14 protein-coding genes and 1 tRNA gene are annotated in these 17,465 nt (G+C 66.7%); 7 read left to right on the top strand and 8 right to left on the bottom strand.

Features of this window, described 5'->3' with window-relative positions; translation table 11 throughout:
• Nucleotides 1–10 precede the first annotated feature (10 nt).
• Entirely contained in the window at nucleotides 11–436 is a 426-nt protein-coding gene (locus tag ABZU91_RS00990) for a VOC family protein (RefSeq protein ID WP_355232893.1), read from the top strand.
• Here the strand turns inward: ABZU91_RS00990 and ABZU91_RS00985 are convergent.
• Nucleotides 419–1,660 carry an FUSC family protein gene (locus ABZU91_RS00985; protein WP_355232892.1) on the bottom strand — a complete coding sequence of 414 codons (1,242 nt, stop codon included), beginning with the start codon at nucleotides 1,658–1,660 and terminating at the stop codon, nucleotides 419–421. The two genes, ABZU91_RS00990 and ABZU91_RS00985, sit on opposite strands and share 18 nt — an antisense overlap.
• A gap of 120 nt (nucleotides 1,661–1,780) precedes the next feature.
• Here ABZU91_RS00985 and ABZU91_RS00980 point away from each other — a divergent pair, with 120 nt between their 5' ends.
• On the top strand, nucleotides 1,781–2,230 hold the full coding sequence (locus ABZU91_RS00980; protein ID WP_355232891.1) for a hypothetical protein: 450 nt from the start codon (nucleotides 1,781–1,783) through the stop codon (nucleotides 2,228–2,230).
• Nucleotides 2,231–2,256: 26 nt separating this feature from the next.
• Here the strand turns inward: ABZU91_RS00980 and ABZU91_RS00975 are convergent, their stop codons facing one another.
• Nucleotides 2,257–2,601 carry a hypothetical protein gene (locus ABZU91_RS00975; protein ID WP_355232890.1) on the bottom strand — a complete coding sequence of 115 codons (345 nt, stop codon included), beginning with the start codon at nucleotides 2,599–2,601 and terminating at the stop codon, nucleotides 2,257–2,259.
• Nucleotides 2,602–2,794: 193 nt separating this feature from the next.
• Between ABZU91_RS00975 and ABZU91_RS00970 the strand changes: the two genes are divergently transcribed.
• Entirely contained in the window at nucleotides 2,795–3,961 is a 1,167-nt protein-coding gene (locus tag ABZU91_RS00970; RefSeq protein WP_355232889.1) for a helix-turn-helix transcriptional regulator, read from the top strand.
• A gap of 10 nt (nucleotides 3,962–3,971) precedes the next feature.
• On the top strand, nucleotides 3,972–4,682 hold the full coding sequence (locus ABZU91_RS00965) for a 5-formyltetrahydrofolate cyclo-ligase (protein WP_355232888.1): 711 nt from the start codon (nucleotides 3,972–3,974) through the stop codon (nucleotides 4,680–4,682).
• A gap of 65 nt (nucleotides 4,683–4,747) precedes the next feature.
• On the opposite strand, the gene ABZU91_RS00960 is transcribed toward ABZU91_RS00965, so the two are convergent.
• Nucleotides 4,748–6,112, bottom strand: coding sequence for a DUF4041 domain-containing protein (locus ABZU91_RS00960; RefSeq protein WP_355232887.1), 1,365 nt, complete (start codon nucleotides 6,110–6,112; stop codon nucleotides 4,748–4,750).
• Nucleotides 6,113–6,556: 444 nt separating this feature from the next.
• Between ABZU91_RS00960 and ABZU91_RS00955 the strand changes: the two genes are divergently transcribed.
• Nucleotides 6,557–7,603 carry a DUF4236 domain-containing protein gene (locus tag ABZU91_RS00955; RefSeq protein ID WP_355232886.1) on the top strand — a complete coding sequence of 349 codons (1,047 nt, stop codon included), beginning with the start codon at nucleotides 6,557–6,559 and terminating at the stop codon, nucleotides 7,601–7,603.
• A gap of 14 nt (nucleotides 7,604–7,617) precedes the next feature.
• On the opposite strand, the gene ABZU91_RS00950 is transcribed toward ABZU91_RS00955, so the two are convergent.
• Together ABZU91_RS00950 and ABZU91_RS00945 are read right to left on the bottom strand one after the other, a co-directional pair.
• Nucleotides 7,618–8,187 (bottom strand): kinase, encoded by a 570-nt coding sequence (locus tag ABZU91_RS00950; RefSeq protein ID WP_355233081.1) that lies wholly within the window; start codon nucleotides 8,185–8,187, stop codon nucleotides 7,618–7,620.
• Nucleotides 8,188–8,295: 108 nt separating this feature from the next.
• A complete protein-coding gene (locus tag ABZU91_RS00945; protein ID WP_355232885.1) occupies nucleotides 8,296–9,951 on the bottom strand; it encodes a glycoside hydrolase family 44 protein in 1,656 nt (551 codons plus the stop codon).
• Between the two features lie 311 nt (nucleotides 9,952–10,262).
• On the opposite strand from ABZU91_RS00945, the gene ABZU91_RS00940 reads away from it, so the two are divergent.
• Entirely contained in the window at nucleotides 10,263–12,467 is a 2,205-nt protein-coding gene (locus tag ABZU91_RS00940; protein ID WP_355232884.1) for a DEAD/DEAH box helicase, read from the top strand.
• A gap of 92 nt (nucleotides 12,468–12,559) precedes the next feature.
• Here ABZU91_RS00940 and ABZU91_RS00935 read toward each other — a convergent pair.
• Together ABZU91_RS00935 and ABZU91_RS00930 are read right to left on the bottom strand one after the other, a co-directional pair.
• Nucleotides 12,560–12,635, bottom strand: a tRNA-Lys gene (locus ABZU91_RS00935).
• A gap of 67 nt (nucleotides 12,636–12,702) precedes the next feature.
• Entirely contained in the window at nucleotides 12,703–12,999 is a 297-nt protein-coding gene (locus ABZU91_RS00930) for a DUF6582 domain-containing protein (protein WP_355232883.1), read from the bottom strand.
• Between the two features lie 237 nt (nucleotides 13,000–13,236).
• Here ABZU91_RS00930 and ABZU91_RS00925 point away from each other — a divergent pair, with 237 nt between their 5' ends.
• Nucleotides 13,237–14,346: a DUF1996 domain-containing protein gene (locus tag ABZU91_RS00925; RefSeq protein WP_355232882.1), complete on the top strand. Its 1,110-nt coding sequence runs from the start codon at nucleotides 13,237–13,239 to the stop codon at nucleotides 14,344–14,346.
• A 45-nt stretch (nucleotides 14,347–14,391) separates the two neighbouring features.
• On the opposite strand, the gene ABZU91_RS00920 is transcribed toward ABZU91_RS00925, so the two are convergent.
• On the bottom strand, nucleotides 14,392–17,082 hold the full coding sequence (locus tag ABZU91_RS00920) for an RICIN domain-containing protein (protein WP_355232881.1): 2,691 nt from the start codon (nucleotides 17,080–17,082) through the stop codon (nucleotides 14,392–14,394).
• Between the last annotated feature and the right edge of the window lie 383 nt (nucleotides 17,083–17,465).

The raw sequence follows: 17,465 nt of genomic DNA, 5'->3' as shown, positions 1-17,465 counted from the left end.
AGGACATTGGATGAGCCTGCGCGGATTCGCCACCCTGAACATCTGGGCCGACGACGTGGCGGCGGCCACCGACTGGTACGCCCGATTCCTGGGCCAGGAGGCGTACTTCTCGCGGCCCGGCCCCGACGGGCGTCCCGCCTACACCGAGTTCCGCCTCGGCGACTACCAGGCGGAGCTGGGCATCATCGACCGCCGGTACGCGCCCCCAGGCGCGGCGAGCGGGCCCGGGGGCGCGGTCATGCACTGGCACGTCGACGACCTCGACGCCACCGTGGATCGGCTCCTGGCGCTGGGCGCCACGGAGTACCAGCCGATCACGCCCCACGGAGACGAGGGTTTCGTGACGGCGGCGGTGGTGGACCCCTTCGGCAACGTGCTGGGCGTCATGACCAACCCGCACTACCTCGACATCCTCGCCTCACTCCGGGCGGTCTGAGCTCGGCGTCCCCGTTCCCGCCGCTCGATCCTGGTGGTCCTGGTCCACCGCCTGCCGCACCAGCGCAGCCGCCCTCTGGGTCTCGATCCCGCTGGCGATCAGCAGATCGTGGGCGGCCGCCCGGAACTCCCCCACCGCGACCAACCCGGAATAGCCGAGACGATGGATGTGCGGGCGGGTGGAGTCCCGGACGGCTCCCTGCGCGCGTCCGACCAGCTCGATGCCCGCCAGGATCTGGTCGCGCGCCTCCCTGGGCTCCGCACCGGTCTGGATCGCCCGACGCAGGGTCGGCAGCGCGTCGGCCAGCAGGTCGATGGCCTGCGGAAACTCCTCGGGAATCGGTTCGTCGTCCTTCAGGGCTGTCGTCAGTCGCCGGCACAGAGAGCGGCAACCGTGCAGGCTCCGCTCCAGATGCCTGATGGCCGTGGTGTGCAAGTCCAGGGAATCGCGCTCGCGCCACCGCAGGGGTGCCAGCCGCGTCACCTCCTGCGCGGCCCCGAGCCCGTCGTTCAGAGCGCCCAGGCGGGGATCGAGCTCCCGCAGTCCGCGCAGGCTCCGCTCGGCGTCACCGAGATCGCGCGTCCGCAGCGCCGCGGCCAACTCATGGATGAGGTCGGCCGCCGGCCCGACCACCGGCTCGGCCAGCCGCAGCAACGTCCGCTGCGGATGGATGGGCACCAGGAGCAGACCGACCCCCAGCCCAACCAGCCCACCGACCGCCGCGTCGACGAAGCGGGGGATGGACAGGTCGCGTAGCGGCGGTTCCAGGGTGGCGATCAGCACCGCGGTGCCACCGGCCTGGGTGAGGAGCGATCCGCCGCCCTTGAGCAGGATGGCGACCCCGATCGCCAGCACGACGACCACACCCGTCTGCCAGGGCCCGATGCCGAAGAACGGCATCAGCGTGTCACCGACCGCCAGCCCCAGGGTCACACCGACCAGCAGCTCGATGGTGCGCCGCAGGCGCGACCCCATCGAGGCCGCCACGATGCCGACCGCGGTCGTCGGCGCCAGGACCGGGGAAGAATTGTCCAGGAATTGGTACGCCACGAACCAGGCGATCGCCGCGGCGATGCCGGCCTGCACCGCGAGCAGACCGAACAGGCGCAGCCGCCAGGCACGCGAGCGCAGCCCCTCGCGTGCCCGCGCCCGTACTCGGTCGATCCGGGACTCCCGATGGCGCACCGGCTCGCCGTCGGCCTCCGACCCCTGGTGGGCAGACATTCGCGCCGCATACCCGGCGCGAGGGGACCTATCCGGCGCGGTATTGCCTGCACGGAATCCACAGTTGTCGACGTCTGCTGTACTCGAGAGCGAGCATTCCCGGCGAAGGAGGCCACTGCCATGTCCACCTCCGAGTTCAGCCCCGACTCTCTGCGTACGCTGATCCGCGCCGGCGCCTGGATCGGCGGTCCCGACACCAGGAAGGCCGCAGTACACCTGTTGACCTCCACCAAGCTGCCGGACCAACCCGGCTTCGCCGACCTGGTCGACGTCGTGCAGATCCCCGAGTACGACGACGGCCACGACATCCAGGTAGCGGTCATCCGCGACTGGCCGGCGCTCCTCGCGCTACCGGCGGTCGAGCACCTGTCCGACGACGACCGACGGCTGCTCGCCCTGGCCGGCAGCCTCGCCACCGGGCAACCCGTCGACCTGGCCACCAACGCCGCCGTAGAGGGCCACGAGCACGCCGCCAAGGTCGCCGAGGCGATGGTGATCGCCGCCGGCTACCACATGAAGTACGAGGTCAACGCGACCGAGCGACTGACCACGAGGTTCGCCAAGGCCTGACGACCTTCGTGGGAAGGTTCGCCTTGTCATGTCTCCTCGGTCTGTCGTAGGTCGACGTCAGACGGGTGCCGGGAACGTGTGCGTCGAGTGGGCCAGCCGAGGAACCGGTCGAAGATGTCACTGGCACACCCGGTGGTGGCGGGGTTGAGCTTGTGCAGGTCATCGATGGCGTCGTGCAACAGCCTGGCCAGATAGAGGTACAGACTGACCGGGTTCCCGTCGTACTCGGCGACAAGAGCAAGCTTCGCCCGGCCGCACGGCCACGGTTGCCCACACGCACGACAGAGCCAGATCGGGCGCAACGGGACGTGCTCTCTCTGCCCGGCGTCGGGGCGTTGGGGCTGCGTGGGGCAGGGCGGCTCATCGCTCATCACGCCTGCTCTCTCCATGCCGTGTTACCTCGCGACGTCTGCTCTCAGGTGTTCCAACCATGTGTCCACACAAGCCCCGGTAGTCGCTGGATTCCAGCGCGTCGATGGCGCAGATCTGGCGCATCCCCATTGCGTCACAGAGGGTGAGCTGGATGAATGGTTTAGTGAGGGTCGCGGTGAAGGGAGGCTGCGCGTGACGGACAGACGTCGACGCCGGCTGGCCCAGCGCCGCAAGGCGACCGGGCTCAGCCAGGAACGCCTCGCCGAGGCACTCGGCGTCGACCGCTCCACCGTCGTTCGATGGGAACGGGCGGAGACCGACCCACAGCCCTGGCACCGGCCGCGCCTGGCCGCAGCGCTCGATCTGTCGATCGAGGAGTTGGCCGATCTCCTGGCCGATGTCGGCCAGGCACCGTCGCCGCCCGACGAGCGTCTCGGCTACGTTCTGCGCAACCCCGGCCGTGTTGATCTGATCGCGGTGGCCTACCTGCGGGACTGTGTGCAGCGCCTCGACGAGCGCTACGACCAGGTGTCTTCGACGCTCCTGCTCGCCGAGGCCGGCCAACTACACGGGCAGGCGACCTTCCTTCGCCAACACGCGGGCAACGGGCCGGTTCAGCGCGAACTGGCGGCAGCGGTTACCGAATCTGCGACGTTGATGGGTCAACTCGTCTGGGACGCTTCGCAGCGACGTGATCACGTTGCGAGTGCCGCCTACTTCGACCAGGCGATCAGCGCGGCGCAGCAGACACGAGACGCGGTCGCCGAGGCCAATGCGTTACTTCGCAAGAGCTATCTTGCTCTCTACGGCACCAAGCAGCCCAGCGTCGGTATTGCCCTCACCACCCGCGCCGCCGCCGTCGGCCACAGCGCCAGTCGCGTCGTCGCCGGCCTTGCCCAACTGCACCGCGCCGAGGCGCACGCGATGCTGAGCCAAGCCAACGAGTGCTTAGACGCCCTCGGTGCCGCTGAAGCTCACTTCGCCGCCGTCGACTCCCGAGATCCCGCCACAAACATCTTTTGTCCCAGCCACTACGCGAGGCTTGCGGGCTCATGCTGGCTGTCCCTGAACAAGCCGAACCAAGCAATGCTCGCGCTGGAGGACGCCCGACAACTGGTCGCCGCACGACGCAAGTCCACCGCCGTCATCCTCGGCAACCTCGCCCTCGCCAGCATCCTCCGACGCGACGTCGACGCCGCAACGTCCTACCTGCACCAGGCCATCGACGTGATCGAAAAGACGCGCGCCGGCGGTGGACTCAACCTCGCCTTCGCCGCCGGCCGAGGACTACGTCCCTGGCGCCACGAACCAATGGTCCAAGACGTGAATGACCGACTCCTCACCCTCATGAGTTCGTAGGAGCACCGACATGACAGACATCGACCGCGCCAAACAGGCCGTTCGACAACAGGTGTGGGATCTCCTCGAACGTGACGGCGCGGCCCCACCCGGAGTGCACGGGCACATCCCCGACTTCGTCGGCAAGGAGGAGGCCGCAGCCCGACTCGCGGATTGCGATGTCTGGAAGCAGGCCCAAGTCATCAAGTGCAACCCGGATCGCGCCCAATTTCCCGTCCGGATACGAGCCCTACAGGACGGCAAGCTGCTCTACATGGCGGTCCCGAAGCTCGCTACTCCCAAGCCGTTCTACCTGCTCGATCCGGCCCTCCTTACAGCTCCGATCGAGACCGCGGTCACGAGTACCGGTGCGCCGCAGGTCGCTCCTACCGTCGGACCGGACGACATGCTGCCGGTGGATCTTATCGTCTGCGGCAGTGTCGCCGTCAGCAGCCGAGGCGGCGTTCGGCTCGGCAAGGGCGCGGGCTACTCCGACCTGGAGATCGCCCTCCTTATCGACGCCGGACTCGTTACCACCGATACCGCCATAGCCACCACGATCCACCAGATCCAGCTGCTGGAATTCGAGCTACCCCACACAGACCACGACTTCAGCATCGACCTCGCCATTACGCCGACCCAAGTGGTGGCATGCGAGGCCGGGCGAGCGAGGCCGTCGGGCATTATCAAATCGAGCCTTCGTCAAGGTCAGATCGACAGCATCCCCATACTGCGTGCCTGAGGACGTCAAAAAGCTCATCTCGACAGATACGACCCGGCGTCAAGGTGGTGGCATGCCTCCAGATGTCACCTGGCCGTGGCTGGTTGCTCCTGAGCCTGGGTGAGGCTCTGCCGGTACTCCAGGGCCTCAGGGATCTCCTCGTATTGAAGCAGGCTACCGGTCAACTTCAGCAGGTGTTCCTTGGCCTCTTCCGGCGTGGCGTAGAAGAACTCCCGTCGGTGGTTGACCAGATTGACGCGTCGGCCTGCCAGTCTCGCGTGCATCTGTGCTTCGATGCCGACAGCGTCTTCGGAGAAGAACAGGGCGTGGACGTCGAAATTGAACGGCACCGAGGCGTCACTGAGTTCGCGTACCCGGTCCAGCGGATCCAAGCGACGGGTCATGCCGACTTTGACCATCTTTTCGCCGAACGCGCCGAGGTTGGAGATCACGTATACGTAGCCAGCTCTAACGTTGGCGGCCCGACGGTCGACGTCCTGGATCGCAGTGTCGATCTGGACCAACCGGTCCTGCATCTGGGCTGCCCCATCGGCGTCACCCTTGGCCTGCAAGGCGGCCATGGCGTTGGCGTAATGCTGGCGTTCCTTGTCGAGCCGGGCGCGCTCGCGTTCGATCTCCTGCTGAGCACGCCGCTCTTCGCGGAGCCGAGCCTTCTCCTCGCGTTCCCGCTCTTTCTCCTCCGCGAGTTTCTCCTGGTAGTCGGCGGTGAGTTCCAGTTCCTCCACCCGCAGCCGGTGGTACCCCTCAGCGATCCGGATGTCCATCGTCTTGCCGAGTTTGGCGATAGTCGCCGCTACCTTCCCCAACCGTTCGATGGCCGAGGCGAGCTTGTACGGCTTTAATCCCCGTACCAGGTTGTCCGCCTCTGCGTTGTAGGCACGGAGCATGAGCTTCGAGAAGTCTCGGATCATCGCCCGACCTTCGGCAGCCGAGCCGTTGACCGTCCATCCGGTAGCGGCCTTGACCGCCCCGCCGTCCTTCCTGGTCATCGCCTTGATCCGATCTTGAAGGCGGCTGAGCTGGCTCTGGTACGCCACAGCACCCGACAGGGGATGCCGGTACTGATAGACGCCTGCCTCCTGCAGCAACGCGGTCTCCTCGGTGACCACGATTTGCTGACGGAGACCACGCAAACGCCGATCGAGTTCGGCCATCTGCGCTTCGCCCTTTGCGGCCTGGTCGGCGACCTCCCGGCCGATCCGAGCCCGGTGCTGCTCAAGCTCGATCGCGGACAGCACGCCAAGCCGTGTCATCTCCGTGCGCAGGGACGCCAACTCCACCCTGACCTGGTCTAATTCGCTGCGCAGATGCTCATTCTCCGCCGCCAGTTCACGCGCCTTGCCCCGGGCACCGAACAGCGGAATGTCCGAACTCTCGGTGCGCTGGTGCGAGACAACCACGGGAACCGCAACAGCCTGCCGAGCGGCCACGACAGGCACAGCCGCAGCCGGGTCCGGCAGATCTGGAATCCATAACTGCCACCCGGGCGGAGGCGGGCCCCACGAGGGTTCCGGCGCCCAGCCCGATGGCGGGACCCATCCGACAGGTGGAGTCGGCCAGTTCGGCGGTGCGTTGAAGCGGTATCCCATCACTACCTCCAGGCTTCACCACGGCCCGCCGAAGGTAGCGTCGCTGCCCTCATAGGAAAATCGACGAGTCGGGTCGGCAGTTGAACCATCCAGGTGCCCATCGTTAGCCGAGTGGGGATTTCAGTCCGGTTACTGACAGAAAGGGGCGCGTTGGCTGCATTGGAAGACGAAATCATCGCAGAGATTCGCTCGTTCGGCGCACTGCAACGTCCGATAGTCCGATCATCTCGTTAGGTGCCAGGACCTACCGTTGCCCGCAATGATCGCGACGACGTGAGGTCACTGATGGGCTTCTACCTACGGACCACTCTCAAAGCGGGTCCCTTTCGGTTCAACCTGTCCCCGTCGGGCGTCGGCGTCTCTGCCGGCGTCCCCGGTTTCCGGGTCGGAGCTGAACCTCGCGGCAACTACATCCGCGTCGCGGGTTACGGCACGAGCTACTTCGGCGGCAGGGCAACCACTGGGCCCTCACCCCAATTGCAACCGACGTTACCGGCCACGAACCGACCTGACGAGATTGCGATGCGGGAGTTGTCCAGCACGCCAGTGCAGCATCTGATCGCAGCACACCCTTCTGAATTGATCCACCAGATCAGGAAAGCGGCGCAACGGCGACCACTGTGGCCATGGATCGCAGTCGCAGTGGGAATCTTGACACTGCTCTCCGCGCCGTATGGCCTCGTACTGCTCGTTCCCGGCCTGCCCGCCGTGTGGTGGCTTCGACAGCGTGATGTCGCGCGTCGCTCAGTCGTTGTCTTCTACCAGGTAGACGACGCGCCGGCGGCGAAGTACGCGTATCTCACCGGCAGCAACGGCTTCGAAAGCCGAATTCAGAGGGTTTGGCATGTCGAGGCCGAGGGCACCCTGAGCACTCCGTACCAGCAGAAAATTAATGCCGGAGCCGGAGCGTTGATCCGACGCAGCACAGGTGCATTGGACATGGCCGGTCCGCCCGTGCTCGTGACGAACATCGCTGTTCCGAGCTTGCACGGTAAGGAGCGCTCCGTCTACTTCCTACCGGACCGGCTGATCGTCCGTCATGGCAGACAGTATGCCGATATTCCCTACACCGCAGTGAATGCCCGTGCGCAGCCACAGCGTTTCATCGAGACGGAGGCCCCACCCACCGACGCCCAATGCGTCGGGACGACCTGGCAGTACACCAACAAGTCAGGCGGCCCCGATCGCCGCTTCAAGCACAATAGGCAACTACCGGTCATGCTTTACGGAAGGCTCACGCTCACCAGCCCAGAGGGGCTGCTGATGGTTTGGGACTTCTCTCGGCCGGATGTCGCGGCATCACTGGCCGAAGCGCTTGACCGAATGCGGTAGCCGGCAGAACTGCTCTACGGAGTGGAAACATTCTGAGGACGGTCGTCGTCGCGACCGGTCTGGGGTAGCCCGGACGCAGCGGCGATGGCCTCAACGGCCTCGTCCAGTCCGGTCGTCTCGGGCAGAACGAGTTCGTCAGGCCAGCCCAGGACGTCGTGAGCGGCGTACCAGCCGCTCATCTGCTCGGCGGTGAACTCATTGACCTGCGGGCGGGTGAGGTGCCGGCGCAGGGTTTCGGCCAGCGACACGTCGAGATAGCAGAACAGTGACCGGCCGCGGTGGCCGTCCCGCAGTGCGGTCAGCATGCTTCGGTAGCGACTGGTGTGCATGATGCCTTCCACGACCACGTGGTAGCCGTGGTCGAGCGCGAACCGAACGGTTTGCCCGATCAACGCCGGCGCTGCCCCGCCGGGCTCGTCCCGCTCCCGCAGCAGGATGCGGCGCAGGTAGTCCTGCTCGACGAGGGCACAGCCCCGGCCGTGCCGGCGTCGTAGCTCGCGACCGATGCTGCTCTTGCCCGAGCCGGAGTTGCCCCGGATACAGACGAGGATCGTGTCCGGGGTACCGATGGGCTCAGCGACCACGAAGCCTGCCAGCATGGCCGGTGGACGAGACCTCACCACATCCTCTTCGCTGCCAGCAGAAGGGCGCGAGTGCCGGCCCCGGAGGGCCTCATGGCAGGAACAGGTGGCTCAGTGTCGGCGCTGCGGCAGGACGAGCAGCGTCACGGAGTTCGCCGGGTACGTCGCGCTGATGCCACCCCGGGTCACCCGCAGATCCGCACCTCGGACGATCGAGGTGAGATCGGCCGGGCCGTAGGTGAACCGCTGCGCCTTGTCCCCGGCCTGGAATCCGGCGAGCGCGAGCCGCGAGGTCAGATCGCCGCCCGTCTTGTTGACCACCATCACCGTGAGCGCCTTGTCGGACGAGCGCTGCGCGGCGTAGACCGCCAGCTGGCCCTGGTCGCTGCTGACCGCTGACACGCTCACGTCGCCGAACCTGCTCTTGGCGCCGTCGTAGTTCCGGTACATCCGGAACGCGTACGCGCCGGGGTCGGTCGGCGCGGGTTCGCCCCAGATGGTCGCGAGGTCCAGACCCTCGCGCCCGAAGATGCCCAGGACATCGGCCTGCGCGAGCGCGCCGTTGATGTCGTCCAGGGCGCCCCAGTTGTATTCGGTGATGGCGACCTTGGTGCCGGGGTAGTACTGCGCGACCCACGCCTTCATCTGGCGGATGAACTGCAACGGCGGCGCGTTCACCCCACCGGGGCCGATCCACGACTCGTCGACGTACGTCGGATCCCACAGCGACCGGGTGGACCGCAGCCGCAGCGCGTTGGATTCCGCGTCCTTACCGCCGCTGATCTGCGGGTAGTAGTGCTGATCGAAGTAGTCGAGGAATCGCTTTCCGCCGTGGGCGTCGCCGAAGTCCTTCATGTTCTTCAGATACCACTGGGAGAGGTTGAGTCCGCCGTGCGCCGCCGCGTCGGCACCCGGCGCACATCCGTCCACGCCGGACGCCACCCATTCGCAGTAGCCCCAGCCGGACGGGCCGAGCACTGCCGCACGGGGGTCGGCAGCCTTGATCGCCGCAGCGGTCGCCGTGCCCTTGCCGCCCAGCTCGTCGTAGCTCACCGGCTCGGGATGCACGTCACGGTGGGTGGAGTTCCACAGCACCGGCTCGTTGTCGAGTTCGTAGATCGACACGCCGCCGCGGGACGCCGGACCGAACTGGTTCACGAGATGGGACACCATCTCGCCCGCGAACGACGCGTCGGCCGGGATCGAGGTGTCCGTGGGTACGGCACCGGTCAGGTTCGCGTCGGCGTGCCGGCCGTTTCCACAGTTGGGGTCCCACTGGTCGAACGAGTCCTGCTCGGGAAAGCGGGTGGCCGGGAAGCCGCAGGCGAACGGGTGCTGCGAGGGCGAATCCTTCGCCACCCATCCGATCAACGGCACGGCGACCACCTGCTTGGTCCCGCGGTCCCGGTTCCGCTGGACGAACGCCTCGACCGTGTTGTCGGGTCCGGCCACGATGTTCTCGAAGTACCAGTCACCACCCGTGTTGTAGGTGTGGTTCTTGAAGTTGTAACGGCTGGTCGCGTTACCACCCCACCGAGCCACCGGCGTGCCGAGTTCGGTGACGAGCGCGGGGTCGCCCCCGTTCATGCCGTAGATGTCGGGGCTGATCGCGTGCCGAGCGGCAGACACGTCCACGGTGAGGGCGAGCCCGGCGGCAGCCTCCGCCGGGCCGGCGACGGCCTGGGTGGTCAGCAGCCCCACCACGAGCGATCCGGCCACACCGATCACCGTGGCAGAGCGCGGCTTGCGCCGTCGTTGCACACCCATCAGAGACTCCCACCGCCGATCGACCCGGGACGGACCGAACCCGCAGATATATTACTGCCTGTCAATGTCTAGTCAATCGAGTTGGATCGATACAAGTGAGATGGGGCGGAACACCCCGCCGTCGCAGTCGTCGTGCCTGACAAGCTGGCCGGGCAACCTCGGGACCGAGATGATGCTTGTCTATCAGCGTTCTGACACCGTGCCGTCGTTGTCTTCACCTGCTGGCGTGACGGAGGGTGGATGCTGCGGGAAGGAGCAGAGGCTTGGGTCAACGGGAGGCGGCGCGACCAGAGCCCCGAGACGTAACAGAGGTGACCTTCAGTCGACAATCCGCACTCGAGGTGTGGCGTCGTGGGCACCTGCTGCAGGAGCAGCTCACCGCGTTCGGATCGGCTCGAACAGCCGCGGAGCTTGAGGCGGCAGAACTGTACCGCCAAGGACAGCATGACGCCGTGGTCGAGGGGTTACGGAGCACACCGATCCAGGAACTCCGATCCGTGCGGCCGGGTCTGCGAATCGCGCCGAGCCTGGAGCGCCGAGGTTATCGAACAGTCCTGGACGTGCTGCACGCATCGCACGGTGATCTCGTACGCCTTCCAGGAGTAGGAAGCCACAGCGCTGCGGCCATAGCCGACGCGGCGCAGGCGATTCGACGCCTTTTCCAGCAGAGTGCCTCGGTGCGCTTGGATGCCAACCGCAAGAACCCGGCCTTGGAGCCGCTGTTGCGGGCTCTGTGGGTGCTTCGCATCGTCACCGAGTTGCACGCCGATGGGAGCGCCCGCCTGGGCGCCCTCGCCGACGACCTGGACGATGCCCTGCGCAGGGCGAGGCGCGCCACACACAGAGGCGGGCTGCTGTTCGCTCGGGCCGCCACCAAGGCGGCTGCCTGGACAGCGGTAGCGGAGGTGGAGCGACTGGTGAGTAGTCGCCAGGCAGACGCAGCGGCCACGCTCCTGGCCCGGCAGGACCAACTGAACACCCACGCTTCAACTGCCGGCCGGGATGCGCTGTGGGCCGACTTCACACGCCACGCCGCGGTCTACAACACGCTGCTTGAGCGGGTCAGCGGTAGCACGACAGACGGTGCCGCCGCTCATGGACACCTGCCGCAGGCTCTGCAGAACCAGGCCGCGCAGATCGGGCTGGACCTCGGGAGGTTACGCGTCACGTTGCGCGGCTATCAGGCTTTCGGAGTCCGGTACGCGCTCCTGCAACGGCGTTGCATCCTCGGTGACGAGATGGGGTTGGGCAAGACGATCGAAGCCATCGCGGTCTGCGCCCACCTCACTGCCGCCGGAGGGCGTCACTTCCTCGTCGTCTGCCCGGCCAGCGTCATCGTGAACTGGCTCAACGAGATCGCATCCCACAGCACGCTGCCCGCCCACCGGCTACACGGGCCGCAGCGCGACGAAGCGATCCGCCGATGGCACGCCGACGGCGGCGTGGCCGTCACCACCTTCGAGACATTGAGCCGGCTGTCGTTACCTCAAGACCTCCGCCCCGGCGTCGTCATCGTGGACGAGGCGCAACTGATCAAGAATCCCGCGGCCCAGCGGTCCCAGGCCGTCGCCGCGTATCTCGCCCAGGCGCCCCGAGCCCTCTTCCTGACCGGCACACCGATGCTGAACCGGGTCGACGAGTTCCGAAACTTGATCCGTTACCTGAACCCCGCGGTGGCAGGCACGATCACCGTCACGGACGGACTGGCCGGTGCTGCCAGCTTCCGCCGCAAGGTCGCCAACGTGTACCTGCGCCGCAACCAGAAAGACGTCCTCGACGAACTTCCGGACCTGATCGAGGTCGCAGACTGGGTCGAGATGGGTCAGGCGGAGACGCGCACCTACCAGCGGGCGGTCGAGGCCCGGCGGTTCGCCGACATGCGTCGTGCCGCCGTGGTCACGGACGGATCACGTATGCCGGCGAAGGTGGAGCGCCTGCGCGAGGTCGTCCAGGAGGCCGCGGACAACGGATGGAAGGTCGTGGTCTTCTCCTACTTCCTGGAGGTTCTGAACCGCGTACGCGTGAGCCTGCAGGAAGGCACTCCGACGTTCCTGCTCTCCGGGACCGTTCCCGTCGCCGCTCGGCAGCAGGTCGTGGACGACTTCAGCGGTACGGACGGGCACGCGGTCCTGGTCAGCCAGATCGGCGTTGGCGGGGTGGGCATGAATCTCCCAGCGGCATCGGTGGTCGTGCTCACCGAGCCGCAACTCACCCCGGCACACGAGGAGCAGGCCATCCGGCGGTGCTACCGGATGGGACAGACCCGCGGTGTACGGGTTCACCGCCTGCTGGCCAGAAACACCGTGGATCAGCGGTTGGTGGAGATGCTCGAACGCAAGAGTGCCCTGATCCGCGCATATACCCATGACAGCATCGCGAAAATGGCTGACCCGTCGGCGACTGACGGCAGCTACGTCGACCACGACCTCCTCGCCGACGAGGCGATCCCGCTCGACCGGCGGATCATCATGGTCGAGCGTCAGCGGCTCGGCCTCGACGAACGGCGGGTGTCCTGACTGCGCGGGCCGAGCGACCACCCACCCGCGACATGACACGACACGAAAAGGCCCCGACCCGGGGTGAACCACCAGGTCAGGGCCTTGATCGTTGGTGCGCCGCCAGGGACTCGAACCCCGAACCCGCGGATTAAGAGTCCGCTGCTCTGCCAGTTGAGCTAGCGGCGCTCGCTGACAACGACGAGCACGCTAACACGCCCGCGAACCATCCTCGGAACCCATCCCCGGGCTGTGCTCAGTGCGCGGGGTTCGGCGTGTGCGGCAGTTTGCCGAGTTGCTTCCAGTTCGTCTCGGCGACCTCGACGCCGTAGTGCTCGGCGGCGGCGAGGATGTTCTGGAAGGCCAGGTCACGGTCCTTGTCGGTGACACCCTGCACCTGGTCGAAGCGGGCGATCGCGTTACGGACGTGGCCCGCGTCGGTCATCGGCTCCTTGCGCTTGCCGGGGAATGCGAAGACGCTCTCCGGCAGCTCGCGCTTGTCCTTGTCCGTCAGGCCGCCGTGCTTCTCGTGGGGTTTCCAGGTCGACTCCATCGCCCACCATTACCCATTTTTCGTCCAGACGTACGCCCGGACCGGCTTGATTAAGAGTGTTCAAAGACCCTGTCCGGCATGCGCGGCGAATGCCTACCATACGGCGGCCCGTGACCGTTCGGGTCAGCCCTGTCGTCTGTTCGTTGGGAGTGACCCGTGTCGTACGAAGGCCCGCCGCCGTCGCGTCATCGTCCCCCGGGGTGGGCCACCCACAAGAGACTGAGCGTCGCCGCGGGCGTGGCAGTCGTGCTCGTCGTCGCGGCCGGGGCGGTGTACTTCAGCAACGGCGGGGCGCAGCCCGAGCCGTCGAACGCGGCCAACGCCCTCGGATACCCGTCGCCGTCGGCTGGGCAGGCGGAGTCGCCCGCAACGGGGGTCCCGGCCTCTGCGACACCGTCGGTCTCCGCGACCCCGTCGACCGGCGCGACGCCGTCGACCACTGCCGCACCGAAGGCCCCCGTCACCGGCTGGGTTCCCGTCGACCGTGCGGCCTGGAAGGCGCAGTCCGACGCGTACGAGGCGCTGAGAATCGACCCCGCCCCGGCCGGTGTCGGCGACCTCCCGGAGTTCCGGGCGGACTGCCAGTACAGCCACCGGCTGCCGGATGACCCGATCGTCGCCCCCGGTCTCCCGGGCGCCTCACACATGCACTCCTTCGTCGGCAACAAGGCGGTCGACGCGAACACCGTCGCCGGAGACCTGACGAAGTTCACTGCCACGTCCTGCAAGCCGATCCAGGATCACTCCGCGTACTGGGTGCCCACGCTCTTCGACAACGCGACCGGGAAGCCGGTCGAGACCACAGGCTTCCGGGTCTACTACCGCTCGCTCGCGAAGAACTCGACAGGCCAGATGCCGATGCCCAACGGCCTGCGCATGGTCTCCGGCGACGCCAAGAAGAGGACACCGACACCGCGCGGCGCGACCGGCCAGTTCTACTGCGCCTTCTACGGCCCCGGCGACCTCGACGGCGTCGCCCGCAGCACCAACGGCAACTGGCCGATCTGCGGCGGGACCGCCACGCTGCACTTCATGCTGCAGTTCCCCGACTGCTGGGACGGCAAGCACCTGGACAGCCCCAACCACAAGGACCATGTGGCGTACGGCAGCGGCAATACCTGCCCGCCCGGCCACCCGGTTCGGATTCCGGCGATCACCTTCGACATCCAGTACCCGGCCAAGGGCACCCCGGCGGGCTATTACCTCGCCTCCGACAAGGAGGGCAAGAGCGCCTCGTCGATGCACGGCGACGCGTTCGTGATGTGGGATGTCAACACCATGAACAAGCGCACCAAGAACTGTGTCCTGGGACGCAGGACCTGCGACAACTACGGCTACCAGAAGTAGCCGGGGCCAGGCCCGTGTCGGCCTGGCCCCGGACTCCGGTGGTGATCAGCTACGCAGCGTCCACTGCTGGTTGGCGCCGCCGTTGCACGACCAGAGGATGAGCTTCGTGCCGTTGGCGCTGCCCGCGCCGTTGGCGTCGAGGCAGAGCCCGGACTGGCCGTTGGTGATGGTGCCGTTGGCGTTGATGTTCCACTGCTGGTTCGCGGCGCCGTGGCAGTCCCAGATGATGACCTGGGTGCCGTTGGCGGTGCCCGCTCCCGAGGCGTCCAGGCACTTGTTGCCGTACACCATCAGTTGCTTGCCGGAGGTGGAGGTCCACCGCTGGTTGGTGCCGCTGCCGCAGTCCCAGAGCTGCACCTGGGTGCCGTTGGTCGTCGAGGAGTTGGGGACCTCGACACAGCGGCCGGACTGGCCGCCCACGAGCTGCCCGCCCTGCTGACTGCCACCGCCGCTCTGCTGCCGGACGATGGAGGTCGACTCGGCGGACCGGTTGCCCTGTGCGTCGACGACGTAGAGCCGGTACTCGCCCTGCGTGGCCGGCACGGCGATGGACGTGGCGTTACCGGCCGCCCTGGTCATCGTCGCTCCGGCCGTGAAGGTGGTCGTGCCGTACGGTGCCAGCCAGACCGACTTGGTGGCGTCGCCGGTGCTCCGGATCGGGATCGTCGCCGTGCCACTGGTGACGTACGTGCTGGCCGGCAGCACGTAGTTCGGCGCGGAGAACCTGCTGGCCGGGATGATGTCCCGGTACGCGTCCTCCAGGCCGGAGTTCGCCGCGATGCCGTACGCCGCCGCCGGCCAGACGTAGTCGGAGGAGACGAGGATGTCGGCGACCGTGCTGTTCGGCAGGTTCTTGTTCGAGACCTTGTTGATCGGTCCGTAGATCTGCGTGATGCTGAGGTCGTGCTTCCGACCGAAATCGTCGGAATTGATCATCCAGGTGACGTTCTTGTCGATGCTCAGGACGTTGTCGCGGAACGTGATGAACGCCGAGCCCTCGTCCGGGTGGAGTCCGTACTTGTGGCCCGAGGGCACACCCTGGAGGTAGTTGTTGGTGATCGTGGTCCCAGGCTGGCTGCCCAGCGTGTAGATGGGCGCCGTGTCACTGAGGCGCTGGACCGTGTCGATGATGTGGTTGTAGCTGATGGTGTTGTTCCGCGCCGTCGTGGTCGGCCGATTGGGCACGATCGACCCCGATGACCCGTCGAAGTTCCACCAGCCCCAGCCCATCGTGATGCCGGACCAGGGAGCCTTCTCGATCCGGTTGCGCTGGATCGTGAGGGTGTCGACGAAGTACGCCGAGATGGGGCTGTGCCCGTTGAACAGGACCGCGCTGTCGTAGATGTAGTTGTTCTTGATGTCGATGTTCTTCGGCAGCCCCTCGACCTGCGGGAGGTACTTCTCCCGGTTGCTCGACGTGCCGTCTCCGATGTAGACGTGCTGTGGATGGCCGACGTCGATGGCCGACCCGGCGATGTCGTTGGTGTAGTTGCCGATCAACTGCGTGTTCTGCACGTCGTTGACCATGCTGATGCCGTCGGCGCCGGTGTGCTGGACCCGGTTGCGTTGCAGGAGGATTCCGTCGGCGTTCTGCACCTGGACGATGCCGGGAGTGACGTCCACGTTGCGGTAGTAGTAGACGTGGAAGTTGCCCTTCGCGTACGCCTGCGCGCCGAGGTTGCCCTGCTGCGCCTGCTTGAAGGACGAGCCGGCGACGTTGAACAGGTTCCAGTCGGAGTGCTGCACGGTCAGGCCGGAGAAGGTGATGTTGCGCGCGTGGCTGCTCGTCGAGGTGCCGGCGACGCGCAGCACGGTGGTGACGTTGTTCGGCGCGTAGACCGACGCGGTCGACATGTCCTCGGAGCTGGCCTTGTAGTAGTAGACGGTCTTGCTGCTCTTGTCGAAGAAGAACTCGCCCGGCGCGTCCAGGAACTCGTACGCGTTCATGAGCTTGTGGGAGCCGCCGACCTGGGCGTTGCCGTTGAACGCGCCCTGCGCGATGGCCGCACCCGGCTGCTGGAACAGGGCGACGCGGTTCGTGCCGTCGGTGGTCACCTGACGGACTCCCACGATGGCGGTGGTCCAGGTCGTGCCCGTCTCGATCTCGATGTCGTCCTGGTTGCGGGGGATGGCGGGGAAGTCGTTCTGGCTGTACTTCGCGCCGTCGCACTGGGAGCCCGACTCCCACGCCCAGGACGCCTGGCCGGCGGTGACGTTGTACGTCCCGTAGCACCCCGCCGAACTGATGGTCTTGGTCGCCATCTGCGCGCGCTTGTCGTTGACGTAGAGCGTGCGCAGTTTGGTGCTGCGATCCAGCGGCGCCTTCCAGATGTTGCCGCTGTGCTGGGTCCACCCGGTCACCGGGACGCCGCCGTCAAGGACCGGGGTCTCGCCGGCGTAGGCGGCGTAGCTGATCCGGTACCCGTTGGTGCCGGAGTCGCTGGCGCCGAACTCGACGGTGCTGGTGACCGGATATCTGCCGCCGCGCAGGTACACGTTGATGTCGCCGGTCATGTTCACGTTCACAGTGCGGACGACGTCCCGGGCGCGTTGCACCGTCTTGAACGGCGACGCGAGGGTTCCCGGGTTGCTGTCGTTGCCGTCCGGGGCGACGTAGTAGGTCTCCTGGACCGCGGCCGAGGCCGGCGATTGACTGATCACCACGGCCGGCAGCGTGGCGGCGACGAGCGCCGCCGCGAGCAGTGCCGTGCGGGTGGTGGATACGGCTGATGTCACGTGCTGTCCTTTCTCACTTGTCGTCGACGTGGTGCCTGGTACGTGCATCGAGCGACAAGCAGGGAACAGCGACGCCACCAAGGATCGGCGGGGGGCGTGTGCCGCCCGACCGCACTCTTTTGCCAATCGCTACGAAGTCTCTCGCGGAGCGTATGTCAGACGTGTGACGAATGCAATACGAGATTGGGTCTCATCTATGTCTAAATGCCTATGAAGAAGGCAAAAGACGCGACTGTTACCAGGTGCGGGTGGGCATCATCCGATGAATCGGGCCGGGGCGCACGAGGCACCCCGGCCCGACCCGATCGGTGGCTGCTTCAGCAGCGCCCCGCTCGGCGTGTCGTACCGCCCAGCCGCCAACGGTCACCGAGCGCCCGAGCGCC

Source organism: Micromonospora sp. NPDC005174, assembly GCF_040608495.1.
Taxonomy (GTDB): Bacteria; Actinomycetota; Actinomycetes; order Mycobacteriales; family Micromonosporaceae; genus Micromonospora.
This window is presented reverse-complemented; position numbering and strand designations above follow the sequence as displayed.

Excerpts from the sequence above, each read along its gene's own strand:
- ABZU91_RS00990 (WP_355232893.1), top strand. The coding sequence starts at position 11 with ATGAGCCTGCGCGGATTCGCCACCCTGAACATCTGGGCCGACGACGTG.
- ABZU91_RS00985 (WP_355232892.1), bottom strand. The coding sequence starts at position 1,660 with ATGTCTGCCCACCAGGGGTCGGAGGCCGACGGCGAGCCGGTGCGCCAT.
- ABZU91_RS00980 (WP_355232891.1), top strand. The coding sequence starts at position 1,781 with ATGTCCACCTCCGAGTTCAGCCCCGACTCTCTGCGTACGCTGATCCGC.
- ABZU91_RS00975 (WP_355232890.1), bottom strand. The coding sequence starts at position 2,601 with ATGAGCGATGAGCCGCCCTGCCCCACGCAGCCCCAACGCCCCGACGCC.
- ABZU91_RS00965 (WP_355232888.1), top strand. The coding sequence starts at position 3,972 with ATGACAGACATCGACCGCGCCAAACAGGCCGTTCGACAACAGGTGTGG.
- ABZU91_RS00955 (WP_355232886.1), top strand. The coding sequence starts at position 6,557 with ATGGGCTTCTACCTACGGACCACTCTCAAAGCGGGTCCCTTTCGGTTC.
- ABZU91_RS00945 (WP_355232885.1), bottom strand. The coding sequence starts at position 9,951 with ATGGGTGTGCAACGACGGCGCAAGCCGCGCTCTGCCACGGTGATCGGT.
- ABZU91_RS00930 (WP_355232883.1), bottom strand. The coding sequence starts at position 12,999 with ATGGAGTCGACCTGGAAACCCCACGAGAAGCACGGCGGCCTGACGGAC.